The sequence below is a fragment of the Aliarcobacter vitoriensis genome (assembly GCF_003316695.1).
Taxonomy (GTDB): domain Bacteria; phylum Campylobacterota; class Campylobacteria; order Campylobacterales; family Arcobacteraceae; genus Aliarcobacter; species Aliarcobacter vitoriensis.
Window position 1 is genome coordinate 91614 of sequence record NZ_PDKB01000002.1, and the last position, 12104, is coordinate 103717.

The 12104-nt window shown below is 26.7% G+C and carries 13 protein-coding genes; 10 read left to right on the forward strand and 3 right to left on the reverse strand.

What is annotated here, in order from left to right; translation table 11 throughout:
- Position 1: 1 nt before the first annotated feature.
- From gltX to CRU91_RS01410, 3 genes are read left to right on the forward strand one after another with little or no spacing between them, the layout of a single operon-like run.
- Positions 2–1303: a glutamate--tRNA ligase gene (gltX, locus tag CRU91_RS01400; protein ID WP_113892628.1), complete on the forward strand. Its 1302-nt coding sequence runs from the start codon at positions 2–4 to the stop codon at positions 1301–1303.
- Positions 1300–1572: a YggT family protein gene (locus CRU91_RS01405; RefSeq protein WP_113892630.1), complete on the forward strand. Its 273-nt coding sequence runs from the start codon at positions 1300–1302 to the stop codon at positions 1570–1572. The genes gltX and CRU91_RS01405 overlap by 4 nt, the downstream gene beginning before the upstream one ends.
- A 4-nt stretch (positions 1573–1576) precedes the next feature.
- A complete protein-coding gene (locus CRU91_RS01410; RefSeq protein WP_113892632.1) occupies positions 1577–3238 on the forward strand; it encodes a lytic transglycosylase domain-containing protein in 1662 nt (553 codons plus the stop codon).
- Here the strand turns inward: CRU91_RS01410 and CRU91_RS01415 are convergent.
- The gene (locus CRU91_RS01415; protein ID WP_113892635.1) at positions 3204–3683 is read right to left on the reverse strand and encodes a hypothetical protein; all 480 of its coding nucleotides are present in this window, start codon (positions 3681–3683) and stop codon (positions 3204–3206) included. The genes CRU91_RS01410 and CRU91_RS01415 overlap by 35 nt on opposite strands.
- Before the next feature lie 97 nt (positions 3684–3780).
- Here CRU91_RS01415 and mobB point away from each other — a divergent pair, with 97 nt between their 5' ends.
- From mobB to CRU91_RS01440, 5 genes are read left to right on the forward strand one after another with little or no spacing between them, the layout of a single operon-like run.
- Positions 3781–4278, forward strand: coding sequence for a molybdopterin-guanine dinucleotide biosynthesis protein B (gene mobB, locus CRU91_RS01420; RefSeq protein ID WP_113892637.1), 498 nt, complete (start codon positions 3781–3783; stop codon positions 4276–4278).
- Positions 4279–5121: a class 1 fructose-bisphosphatase gene (locus CRU91_RS01425; RefSeq protein WP_113892639.1), complete on the forward strand. Its 843-nt coding sequence runs from the start codon at positions 4279–4281 to the stop codon at positions 5119–5121.
- Positions 5114–5317: a hypothetical protein gene (locus CRU91_RS01430; protein WP_113892640.1), complete on the forward strand. Its 204-nt coding sequence runs from the start codon at positions 5114–5116 to the stop codon at positions 5315–5317. Before CRU91_RS01425 ends, CRU91_RS01430 begins: the two co-directional genes overlap by 8 nt.
- A 14-nt stretch (positions 5318–5331) precedes the next feature.
- Positions 5332–7287, forward strand: a complete 1956-nt coding sequence (metG, locus tag CRU91_RS01435; protein WP_113892642.1) for a methionine--tRNA ligase — start codon at positions 5332–5334, stop codon at positions 7285–7287.
- Positions 7287–8285 carry a UDP-N-acetylmuramoyl-tripeptide--D-alanyl-D-alanine ligase gene (locus tag CRU91_RS01440; protein ID WP_113892644.1) on the forward strand — a complete coding sequence of 333 codons (999 nt, stop codon included), beginning with the start codon at positions 7287–7289 and terminating at the stop codon, positions 8283–8285. Before metG ends, CRU91_RS01440 begins: the two co-directional genes overlap by 1 nt.
- Here CRU91_RS01440 and CRU91_RS01445 read toward each other — a convergent pair.
- Positions 8282–8938, reverse strand: coding sequence for a S24 family peptidase (locus tag CRU91_RS01445; RefSeq protein ID WP_113892646.1), 657 nt, complete (start codon positions 8936–8938; stop codon positions 8282–8284). The two genes, CRU91_RS01440 and CRU91_RS01445, sit on opposite strands and share 4 nt — an antisense overlap.
- 172 nt (positions 8939–9110) lie before the next feature.
- Here CRU91_RS01445 and CRU91_RS01450 point away from each other — a divergent pair, with 172 nt between their 5' ends.
- Both CRU91_RS01450 and pckA read left to right on the forward strand, forming a co-directional pair.
- Entirely contained in the window at positions 9111–9320 is a 210-nt protein-coding gene (locus tag CRU91_RS01450; RefSeq protein ID WP_146951586.1) for a hypothetical protein, read from the forward strand.
- 121 nt (positions 9321–9441) lie between these two features.
- Positions 9442–11019, forward strand: coding sequence for a phosphoenolpyruvate carboxykinase (ATP) (gene pckA / locus CRU91_RS01455; RefSeq protein WP_113892650.1), 1578 nt, complete (start codon positions 9442–9444; stop codon positions 11017–11019).
- Between the two features lie 29 nt (positions 11020–11048).
- On the opposite strand, the gene CRU91_RS01460 is transcribed toward pckA, so the two are convergent.
- On the reverse strand, positions 11049–12080 hold the full coding sequence (locus CRU91_RS01460; protein ID WP_113892652.1) for a bifunctional 3,4-dihydroxy-2-butanone 4-phosphate synthase/GTP cyclohydrolase II: 1032 nt from the start codon (positions 12078–12080) through the stop codon (positions 11049–11051).
- Positions 12081–12104: the final 24 nt, after the last annotated feature.

The window sequence follows — 12104 nt, forward strand, 5'->3', positions numbered from 1 at the left end:
TTTGTTAAGATTTGCCCCAAGTCCAACTGGTGATATGCACATAGGAAACCTAAGAGTTGCAGTTTTCAACTATATTGTAGCAAAACAACTAAACGAAGGTTTAATAATAAGAATAGAAGATACAGATAAAGAAAGAAATATTGAAGGTAAAGACAAAGAAATTTTAGAGATATTAAATCTTTTTTCTATCGAATATGAAAGCCTATTTTATCAAAGTGCCAACTTAAAATATCACCAAAAAATGGCTCTTCAATTAATGACTGAAAAAAAAGCATTTGCCTGTTTTTGTAGTGATGAAAAACTTGAAGAGCTAAAAGAAGAGAGTATAAAAAAAGGAATACCTTTTCGATATGATAATTTTTGTGAAAATTTAAGTGATGAAACAGTTTTAAATACAAATGCTCCATTTACAGTAAGACTAAAAAAACCAGAACAAAATATAAAATTTACTGATATTTTAAAAGGTGATTTTGATTATGCTCCTTTTGATATAGATAGTTTTATTATTTTAAGACAAGATAAAACTCCAACTTATAACTATGCTTGTTCTGTTGATGATATGCTTATGGATATAAGTATGGTTATTCGTGGTGAAGACCATATCTCAAATACTCCAAAACAGATACATATAAGAAATAGTTTAGGATATACAAAAGAGATAAAATATGTTCATTTACCAATAATTTTAAATGCTCAAACTGGTAAGAAAATGAGCAAAAGAGATGATGCAAGTAGTGTTAAATGGCTTATTGAACAAGGTTTTTTACCAAGTGCAATAGCAAACTATCTAGTTTTGATGGGAAATAAAACTCCAACAGAGATTTTTACACTTGAAGAAGCTATTGAGTGGTTTAAAATAGAAAATGTTTCAAAAAGTAGTGCAAAATTCGATATAGACAAATTAAGATTTATAAATAGAAAACACATAGAAATGCTTGATGAGATGAGATTATCTAAGATTTTAGGATTTGCTGATGCTGATATTGGTAAATTAGCAAAACTATATTTAGAAGAAACAAGCACTATAAAAGAGATAAAATCAAAAATAGATGATATTTTTAGCCAAAAAAATAGTTTAGAAGGCTTTGAAGATGAATTTAAAATTATAAAAGAGTCTTTAAAAAATGCCACTTATTTTGAAACTTATGATGAACTAAAAAATTATGTAGTTGAGAAGACGGCACTTAAAGGTAAAAACCTATTTAAACCATTAAGATTTATTTTAACAGGAACTGAAAATGGACCAAATCTAGCTGATATTTATCCATTTATTAAAAACTATTTAGGAGAAATTGTAAGATGATAGATGCATTAATTAGTTCTTTTTTAACTATATTATTTAGTATTATTTTTCTGTATAAGTGGGTTGTTATAATCTCTGCTCTTTTATCTTGGGTTAGACCTGATCCTTATAATCCAATAGTTCAGATGCTACAAAGATTAACTGAACCTGTTTATGCAAAAATGAGACAATTTATACCAACTGTTTTTGGTGGTATCGATTTAGCACCAATTATTTTGATTTTTGCTTTAATATTTTTAGAAACATTCCTTTCAAAAGTACTTTTATAAAGATATGTTACAAATATTTAAAGTAATACTTTTTTTCTCTTTTTCTTTAAATCTTTTTGCAAATGTTCCTAAAACTGATTTTATGCAAAAAGATTTTAAAGTAACTCTTGATTGGTTAGAAAACAAGCCAAAATCTTCAGCAAAAGACTTTTTTATCCTCCAGTACATGGAAAATACTGAACTTTCTTATGAAGATGCAAAAAAAGCCTATGATATGAGAAATGGTAGAAACTCACTATTAGACAGAGCATTTAAACAAAAATTCAATGATAAATTAACTCCTGAAGATAGATTTTGTTACAACGCTACAATTGAACAGCTTAAAATTACTGATTCAAAATGTATTGCATTGGGACTTTCATCATTGAAAAAAGCTTCAGATTTATCAAAAAGTGATTTAAACTTTTTTATATCAAAACTTGACCCCTACCCTACACTAAAAAAAGATTTACAGATTTTAATAGCACAAAATCCTTTTGAAGAGTTGAAAAAATCTGGAGTAGATAGATTTTTGAGAATTTTCTTTGATGTAAGTGATTATTTTAGAAATAAATATTTTAACAAATCATTAGAAAATCAGTTTCTAACAAATATAAGTTCTCATAAAGATTTTGAAAAATTTTTAAGAACAGTTATTTACAATAAAAACCTAAAAATTTTGCAAAAATCTTTTGATAATCTACAAACAAACAAAACCTTAACAGCTGAACTTCAATTTCTTTTAGGTATAAATGCTGTAAATCATACTAATTTAGTAGCTGCAAAAGAGTTTTTTACAACTTCAAATAATATATCAAATTTACGAGAAGACAAAGATAAAGCACTCTTTTGGCTATATTTGGTAACAAAAGAGAATAGTTATTTAGATGAATTATCAAAAAGTTTAGATGCAAATTTATACTCTTTGTATGCAAAAGAGATGTTAGGTGTTAAAGTTGATAATATTATTCATAAAGTAGATTTAAAAAATGAAGAGAGTTCTTATGATATTTATGATGTTTTCTCTTGGATGGAAGTAAATCAAGATAGTAGAACAAACCTTGATGAAATAAAACTATCAAAATATCAAAATCTTTTTAGCAACAAATCAACTGAGCCTCATTTAGCTTTTATTTTAGAAAGATTTAATAAATTTAGAGTTCAATACTTCATAACTCCTTATGAAAATTTAGTTAAAAAATATGGTATTTATAAAGAGGTTTTAATCTACTCTATTGCTAGACAAGAAAGTAGATTTATACCATCTTCTATATCATTTTCAGGTGCTATGGGAATTATGCAAATAATGCCTTTTTTATCAAAAGATATAGCAAAAAAATTAAATGAAGATTACAATATTTACGATCAATTTCTTCCAGAAAAAAATATAGAATATGCAAGTTTTCATCTTGATAGCTTAATAAAACAATTTGATAGTAATCCACTTTTTATAGCATATGCTTACAACGGTGGAGCTGGATATACTAGATCTCAACTAAAAAGAGGTTTATTTAAAGATAAAAATGAATTTGAACCATTCTTAAGTATGGAGATGATTTCTTATAAGGAAACAAGAGAATATGGGAAAAAAGTTTTAGCAAACTTTTATATATATAACAACTATTTAAATAGTGAAAATAAAATTTCACTATCTAGTATTTTTCAAAAATTAGTGTGGCATCATTAGACTTAGGTTTTAAAACTATATTTAGTTTTGAAACTAGCTCTTGATTATTAAATTTTACTAAATAGTAAGTCCCCCAAAAATTTCTAAGCATCATATTTTTATAATTTTCATCATCTTTTTCTAATTTTTCTATATATGTTGGAACTTTACCGTTTAATAAAATCTCGTAATTATTAGATTGTATATCCTGATTTTCTAAATTTGAAAAATATACATAGACCAAAAAGCTATCCTCTTTTTCATCTAATCTAGGATTTAATTTATTTAAATAAGTTGCCATAAATGTAATATCTACTTGATTATTACTAATAATATCTGCTTTTTTTGTATATCTAGTAGCATTTGCTTCTATATCACCTTTATCAAAATATCTAAAAGCACTGTTTTTAGGTGTACAAGATATCATTAAAAATGAAATTGCAGATAAAAATAAAATTTTTTTCATAAAAGCCCCTTTGCAAAGGAAGGATTATACATAAACTAGACTTTAAAATATATTTTTATAAATAGAGTTTAACGTTTCTTTAGATAAAATCCATCTTATGAATAAAAAAAGATTAGTAGTAGCCTTTTCAGGTCCGTCAAATAGCGGTAAAACAACAGCTATTGTAAGAGTTGCAACTATTTTACAAGATAGTGGTTTTAAGGTGTGCATAATAAAGCACGACCCAAAAGATAAAGCAATGTTTGATAGAGAAGGAAAAGACTCCTTTAAATTCTCTCAAACTGGTGCTGATGTTGCCGTTGTAAGCCCAAATAAAACAACAGTTTTTAAAAAATCAACTTCATCAGTAGATGATATGATAGATATTTTTGGTGATTTTGATTATTTACTTGTAGAAGGATTGAAAACTTTAGAATTACCAAGAATTTCTATTTTTAGAAATAAACTTGATGAGAGTTATTTTAGTGTAACAGATGCTCTAGCTATCGATGAAACTATAAATAAAAAAGATATTCCAAAAAGTTTAGATATTTTAGATTTAAATGATCCACTTCAAATAATAGAGTGGATAGATAAAAATGCAAAAAGGGTATAGATGCAAGATATAATCAAAGCAATTGAAGAGAGTGCTAAAAAGATTAAATATTTAATAGAAACTGGAGATACAAGTAAAAGTGAATTTGAAAATTCAACAGGAGATACACAGTTAAAATTAGATATTCAAAGCGATAAAATAATAGAAGAAATTTTTGCAAAAATTCCAACTATAAAAGCAATAGTTAGCGAAGAACAAGACGAAATAAAAAATATTAATGAAAATGGTAAATATCTAATAGCTTACGATCCTCTTGATGGTTCATCTTTAGTTGATGTAAATTTATCTGTTGGTTCAATTTTTGGTATTTATGAAAATGAGTTTAATGCTAAAAATATTGTAGCTTCTGTTTATGTAGTATTTGGACCAAGAGTTGAAATGGTAGTAACAACTTCTGAAGTTAAAATGTATAGATTATTAAATAATGAATTTAAATTTATACAAAATATAAAACTTAATGAAAAAGGTAAATTAAATGCTCCTGGTTCAACTCAAAATTGTTGGACATCTTTTCATAAACAATTAATTGATGATATTTTTACTGACGGATATAGATTAAGATATAGTGGTGGAATGGTACCTGATTTGCATCAAATTTTATTAAAAGGTGGTGGACTATTTTCTTATCCAGCAACTAGCGATAGACCAAAAGGAAAATTGAGACAACTATTTGAAGTATTCCCTTTTGCATTGGCTTTTGAAAAAGCTGGTGGTCAAGCTATTGATGGAGAAAAAAGAGTTTTAGAAGTTCATACAAATCATATTCACGATACAACCGCTTGTTTTTTTGGTTCAAATACTGAAATTAAAAGAGTTTTAGAAGTATATAGTAAAAATGTCTGAAGAAACAAAAATATTAGATGAATGGGAAGAAAAACTTGAGAAAATGATTGTTGAATTAAACAATTGTCAAAGTGAGAAAAACTTAAAAACTTGTACTCCTTGTAGTGCTTTTTTTGAATGTAGTTTAAGAAAAAAATATGTTATTGCCGTATATGAATCAATGAATAAAGGTTCTGGTGGTGGATTTGAATTTTAAAAAAGAGGTAAGAAATGCAAGAGAATTGTAAAAATGTATATATTACAACTCCAATATACTATGTAAATGATATAGCACATATAGGTCATGCTTATACAACAATAATAGCTGATATGATAGCTAGATATTCAAGATTAACTGGATTAAACACTTTTCTTTTAACAGGAACAGATGAGCATGGACAAAAAATAGCTCAAAGTGCAGAAGCTAGAGGAAAAACTCCAAAAGAGTATGCGGATGAAATATCTGGGAAATTTAGAGCTTTATGGGATGATTTTGATATAAGTTATGATAAATTTATAAGAACAACAGATGAAGAGCATAAAGTTGGAGTTCAAAAAGCTTTTGAAGAGATGTACAAAAAAGGTGATATTTACAAAGGTGAATATGAGGGATATTATTGTGTACCTTGTGAAACTTTTTTCCCAGAATCACAACTTGTTGATGAACAATTCTGTCCAGAATGTGGAAGAGCAACAGTTGTAGTAAAAGAAGAAAGCTATTTTTTCAAATTATCTGATTATGAAGATAAACTTTTAAAATGGTACGAAGAGAATGAAAACTGTATTTTACCAAGAGCTAAAAAAAATGAGATAGTAAACTTTGTAAAAAATGGATTAAAAGATTTATCAATTTCAAGAACATCATTTGATTGGGGAGTTAAACTACCAGTTTCTATGAATGAACCAAAACATGTTATGTACGTTTGGCTTGATGCACTTTTAAACTATACAACAGCACTTGGATATGGAAGTGATGAAAAAAATATGAATTTTTGGCCAGCTAATATTCATTTAGTTGGAAAAGATATTTTAAGATTTCATGCGATATATTGGCCAGCATTTTTAATGAGTTTAGGCTTACCTTTACCAAAACATATAGCTGCTCATGGTTGGTGGACTAGAGATGGCGAAAAAATGAGTAAATCAAAAGGTAATGTTGTAAATCCAAAAGAAGTAGCTGATGCTTATGGACTTGATGCATTTAGATACTTCCTTTTAAGAGAAGTTCCTTTTGGGCAAGATGGTGATTTTTCACAAAAAGCTTTAATGGATAGAATAAATTCTGATTTAGGAAATGATTTAGGAAATTTACTAAACAGAATTATGGGAATGAGTGGAAAATACTTTGATTATAAAGTTAGTTCACAAAATGTTGAGAAATTCCATAAAAAAGAACTTGATGAAGTAAATCATATAATTGATTCTTTAGAAAGCTATATTTTCAATATGCAAATAAATAGATATTTAGAAGAGATTTGGAAAATTTTAACGATAGCAAATAAAGCGATAAATGATTATGAACCATGGAATTTAATAAAAGATGGCAAAAATGATGAAGCTATGGCACTTGTAGCACTTATTACAAATATAATGGCAAAAGTAGCCCTACTTTTAGATTCTGTTATGCCACATAAAATAAAAGATATTTCAAAGTGTTTAAATTTAGAAATTTCTACTTCAAATTATAATAAATTTATAAAGAACAAAGAATTACTAAGCGATACAATAATTACAAAAGTAGAACAATTATTCCCAAGAATTGAAGATATTTTACTAGAACAACCAGTTGTTAGTGATATATCAAAAAGTGAAATTGAAACTAAAAAAGATCTAAAAAATGAAGAAATTGTTGAAGATGACAATCTTATAACTATTGATAAATTCTTTGAAACTACTATAAAAATAGGAACTATCGTTGAAGCAGTAGAAGTTCCAAAATCTTCAAAACTTCTGAAATTACAGGTTGATTTAGGAGAAGGAAGAAATAGACAAATTTTAGCTGGTATAAAAGAGTTTTATAAACCAGAAGATTTAATAGAAACTCAAGCTTGTGTAGTTGCGAACTTAAAACCTGCAAAACTTATGGGAATGATAAGTGAAGGTATGCTAATGGCAGCAAAAGATGAAAATGGTTTAAGTCTTATTCGTCCTGAAAAACCAAAAAAATCTGGAACAAAAATAAGCTAGTGAAAATCTCTTCTATTTTAGATATTGTTGATGGAAAGCTATTAAACTCTCCATCAATATCTTTTATATACTCAATAAAAACAAATTCTAAAAAAATAAAAGAGTCTGATTTATATATAGCTAAAGATGAAGAGGAAGTACAAGAGGCTATACAAAATGGTGCTTTTGCTATTATATATGAAAAAGATTTTATAATAAGTGATAATGAAATAGCTTGGATAAAGGTAGAAAATATCCAACTAGCAATGATAAAACTTATTCGTTTTAAGTTATCAACATTAAATTTAGATAGTTTTTATTGTAGTAATTCTTTATATGATATGCTTAAAATTTATCAAAATAACTTAAAAAAAGATATTTTTTTTATTCCATCTAAAATAGAAAAAATTTTCTCATATTTAGATGATATAAAAGATAGTGATATTTTAATATCTAAAAACAAAGAATTTTTAGACAAAATTTATCCAACAAATAAAGAATTAAAAGAAATTATTGACCAAAAAGATATTTCAAATTTGATAGAACACTCTTTATTTGAAACAAGTTTTTCATATAAAGAACACTTTTTTTCAAGAATAAAAATTTCAAGTTTATATATAAATGAGTTTATAAATGTTTTTAATTTCTTACAAAAAGAGATAGATTTATCAAAGTTAAAAAATTTTTTAAATATGAAGGCTATATTTTTTAATAAAAATTTTGAAATAGTAGAGTTTGGAAAAAGTGATAGATTTGTAATCTGTCAAGATAATACTTTATTAGTTGAAAATGAAATAAAACATTTACAGTTAAAGTTTAAATATGCAAAATCCTTGTTTCTTTCAAAAAATGGTATTAATTTTCTAAAAAAAAATGAACAAATGATAATAAATAATCTAAATGAACTAAAAACTACTATAAAAAATAAAGATTTCCACTGTATTTATTTAGTAGATTTTAGTTACAAAGAAGTTTTAGAGTATTTTATAAAATCCCAAAATCATTCAACACTATTTTAATATACAAGACCAAAAGAACTTACAACTTTTCCTAAAATTGTCAATTCATCTTTATTTAAAATCTGAAGTGGATAGTCTTTATTATCTGAAATAATATCGAGTTTTCCATCTACTCTTTTTTGAATTCTTTTTACAAAAAGCCCATGAATTGTAGTAAAAGCATATATTCCATCCCTTGAAATATCATTTTTTGTTTTATCAATAAATATTATATTATCGCTATTTAAAGTTGGTTCCATAGAGTCACCTACTACATTTATAGCATCAATATTTTTTAAATTATCTTTTCCTCCAAGAGTATTCACAAAATAACTTGGTAATTCTAAAGATTCAAACTCATCTTCACTTTCATATGCTCCTCCACCAGCACTAACACTAACACTAGGATAGTATTTAATCCAATATTTATCTGTACTATCTATCAAAGAATCTGGATTTTGATTAAATAAAAGCCAATTTATAGATATTTTTTTCTTTGCACAAAAATTTAAAATATTTGTATATGGGATTTTCCCTCTATTTTTCATAGTTGCAAAATTTGCTTGAGACAATTCCAAAGATTGTGCAACATCTTTATCAAAGACTTTTTTATTCTTTGCATCTGTACTTATTATAGTTTTTAACTTACTTATAATCTCTTCAACCATAAACATTTCATCCTCCAAAATTAAAAATCTTATAATTATATTACAAATTGATATATTTTTCAAGTTTATTAAATAAATATTACAATTTTATATATTTATAAATTTGAAAATTCATCTAATAAGTAACTTTCAATAAAGCTAATTTTTTATATTATTATCCTTGTAACAAAAATTAGATTTGGAGAAAATTGTGGGTATTGAAAAAAATGAAAAAAACAGTAACTCTTCCATTGATGCAAAAAAGATAGCAATTATAACAGCTGCTGTTAAACAACATCATCAAAAACTAAAAGTGGCAGCTATAATAGCAGCTATTAAACACCATAAAAAACTCAAAACTGCAGCAATAATTGCAGCATTACAACATCACAATAAAATAAATAGTTAATATATAAAATGTCTATGAACTATACAATAATAAACTTTAGCAATTATTGCCTAAGTTTCAGAAAGTTTTATATTTTTTTAGATAAAATTCAACATTAAAAATTAGGATAGGAATTTACATTATGTCTAATATCAAAGACTCATTAGGTTTAGAAAACGTTGGTACAGTATTTAGAAATTCGGATATTGATTTTTTAATCGATTTTGCAGTTAAGAATGAAGGTGCTAAAGTATCTTCAACAGGTGCTTTGATGATTGATACTGGGATTTTTACAGGAAGAAGTCCAAAAGATAAATTCTTTGTAAATCAAGATCCGTCAAATAAATATATTGCTTGGGGAGATATAAACCGAAAGGTTTCAAAAGAAGTTTATGAAGATTTATTAACTCTTTCAAAAAAACAGTTAAGTAATAAAGATATTTTTATAACAGATGTTTACTGTGGTTCTTCACTTGATTCAAGAAGAGCGGTTAGATTTATAACTGAAGTTGCTTGGCAAGCTCATTTTATTCAAAATATGTTTATTTTACCAACACAAGAAGAATTAAATAACTTTAAGCCAGAATTTACAGTTTATAATGCTTGTAAAACTGTTGATATGGCTTATGTAAGTCATGGTTTACATTCAGAAGTTTATGTAATTTTTAATGTTGAGAATAATACTTCTATTATTGGTGGAACTTGGTATGCAGGTGAAATGAAAAAAGGTGTATTCTCTATGATGAATTACTGGCTTCCACTTGAAGGAAAACTTCCAATGCACTGTTCTGCCAATATTGGTAAAGATGGTGATACAGCACTATTTTTTGGACTTAGCGGTACTGGAAAAACTACACTTTCAACAGACCCAAATAGAGCTTTAATTGGTGATGATGAACATGGTTGGGATGACAATGGAGTTTTTAACTTTGAAGGTGGTTGTTATGCAAAAGTAATAAACCTTGATAAAGATAGTGAACCTGAAATTTTCAATGCTATTAGAAAAGGTGCTATATTAGAAAATGTAGTTGCTGATGAAAATGGATTGGTTGATTACAGTGATAAATCAAAAACTGAAAATACAAGGGTTTCTTATTCAATTGACCATATTGAAAATCATGCACCAACTATGAGAGGTGATCATCCAAAAAATATTATATTTTTATGTGCTGATGCATTTGGTGTTCTACCTCCAGTTGCAAAACTTGATAAACAACAAGCTATGTACTACTTCTTAAGTGGTTATACAGCAAAAGTTGCTGGAACAGAAAGAGGAATTACTGAGCCAATAGCTACTTTTTCTTCTTGTTTTGGAGAAGCATTCTTACCTTTAAATCCTACTGTTTATGCTGAACTTTTAGGTAAAAAAATAGATAAGCACAATGTAAATGTATATTTAGTAAATACTGGATGGACTGGTGGTCCTTATGGTGTTGGAAAAAGAATGAGTATTAAAAATACAAGAGCTTGTATAAATGCTATTTTAGATGGTTCAATAAATGAATCAGAATTCCAAAATATGACTATATTTAATTTACAAATTCCAAAAACATTAAAAGGTGTAGATACTCATGTTCTAACTCCTAGATATACTTGGTCTGATCCATTAGAGTATGATAAAGCAAAAAAACAATTAGCAGAAATGTATATTGAAAACTTTAAAAAATATCTAACTTTAGAGAGTGAATATGACTTTACTGCAGCTGGTCCCCAGCTGTAAGTAAAAATAAGAAAGGAATAAAATTTATTTTATTCCTCTATTTGAATTTCTTCAATAATTTCCAATCCAAATCCTTGTAATCCTACAAACAAGTGTTTTCCCCCACTTGTCATTAATTTAACTTTTTTAATATTTAGTGAGTTTAAGATCTGAGCACCTATTCCATAGTTTTTTTCTAGTTCTTTGTTTTTACCTTGACTATCTAAAAACACCAAAACACCATCTTTACTCTGTAAAAAGTTAATAGTTTTTAACATAGAACTTAATTTATCATCATTTAAAAAAATCTTTATATCTGGTCTAATTGTATGAAACTTTACGTGATTTATTTCATTTAATTCTCCAAATATAATTGCTGTATGAATATTTCCTATATGATCTTTAAACTCTTTTTTTATAACTTCTTGAGAGAAAAATTTAGTCTTTTCACTAGATATTTCTTCTACAAGTTTTTCATGAGATAATCTATATTCAACTAAATCAGATATATAAACTTGTTTTAGATTGTGTTTTTGGGCAAAAATATCTAAATCATCTCGTCTAGCCATTGTTCCATCATCTTTTAAGATTTCACAAATAACTGCTTCACCTTTTAATCCTGCCAATTTACATAAATCAACACTTCCTTCTGTATGCCCAGTACGTACTAACACTCCTCCATCTTTTGCAATAAGTGGAAATATATGCCCAGGTCTTACTAACTCGCTAGCTTTTGAAATAGGATTTGCTAATATTTTGATAGTATCATCTCTTTCTATTGCACTTATTCCCGTAGCAGCAGTAGCTGCATCAACAGAAACTGTAAATGCTGTTTCATAAGATGAAGTATTTGATGTAACCATAGGATTTAATTCCAATCTATTTGCTGTATCAGTTGTAACAGATAAACAAACTAAACCTCTTGCATGAGTTACCATAAAATTTACATGTTCAGGTGTACTTAACGCAGCTGAATAAACTAAATCTCCTTCATTTTCTCTATCTTCATCATCAAGCATAATTACCATATTGCCTTTTTGAATCTCTTTTATAGCTTCTTGTACTCTTTGTATTGCATTCATATTTTACTCTTTTTTATATATTAT

What these genes read in the sequence shown, in the direction of transcription:
- CRU91_RS01405 (WP_113892630.1), top strand. Translation starts at nt 1,300, where the DNA reads ATGATAGATGCATTAATTAGTTCTTTTTTAACTATATTATTTAGTATT.
- CRU91_RS01410 (WP_113892632.1), top strand. Translation starts at nt 1,577, where the DNA reads ATGTTACAAATATTTAAAGTAATACTTTTTTTCTCTTTTTCTTTAAAT.
- CRU91_RS01415 (WP_113892635.1), bottom strand. Translation starts at nt 3,683, where the DNA reads ATGAAAAAAATTTTATTTTTATCTGCAATTTCATTTTTAATGATATCT.
- mobB (WP_113892637.1), top strand. Translation starts at nt 3,781, where the DNA reads ATGAATAAAAAAAGATTAGTAGTAGCCTTTTCAGGTCCGTCAAATAGC.
- CRU91_RS01425 (WP_113892639.1), top strand. Translation starts at nt 4,279, where the DNA reads ATGCAAGATATAATCAAAGCAATTGAAGAGAGTGCTAAAAAGATTAAA.
- CRU91_RS01430 (WP_113892640.1), top strand. Translation starts at nt 5,114, where the DNA reads ATGTCTGAAGAAACAAAAATATTAGATGAATGGGAAGAAAAACTTGAG.
- metG (WP_113892642.1), top strand. Translation starts at nt 5,332, where the DNA reads ATGCAAGAGAATTGTAAAAATGTATATATTACAACTCCAATATACTAT.
- CRU91_RS01445 (WP_113892646.1), bottom strand. Translation starts at nt 8,938, where the DNA reads ATGTTTATGGTTGAAGAGATTATAAGTAAGTTAAAAACTATAATAAGT.
- pckA (WP_113892650.1), top strand. Translation starts at nt 9,442, where the DNA reads ATGTCTAATATCAAAGACTCATTAGGTTTAGAAAACGTTGGTACAGTA.
- CRU91_RS01460 (WP_113892652.1), bottom strand. Translation starts at nt 12,080, where the DNA reads ATGAATGCAATACAAAGAGTACAAGAAGCTATAAAAGAGATTCAAAAA.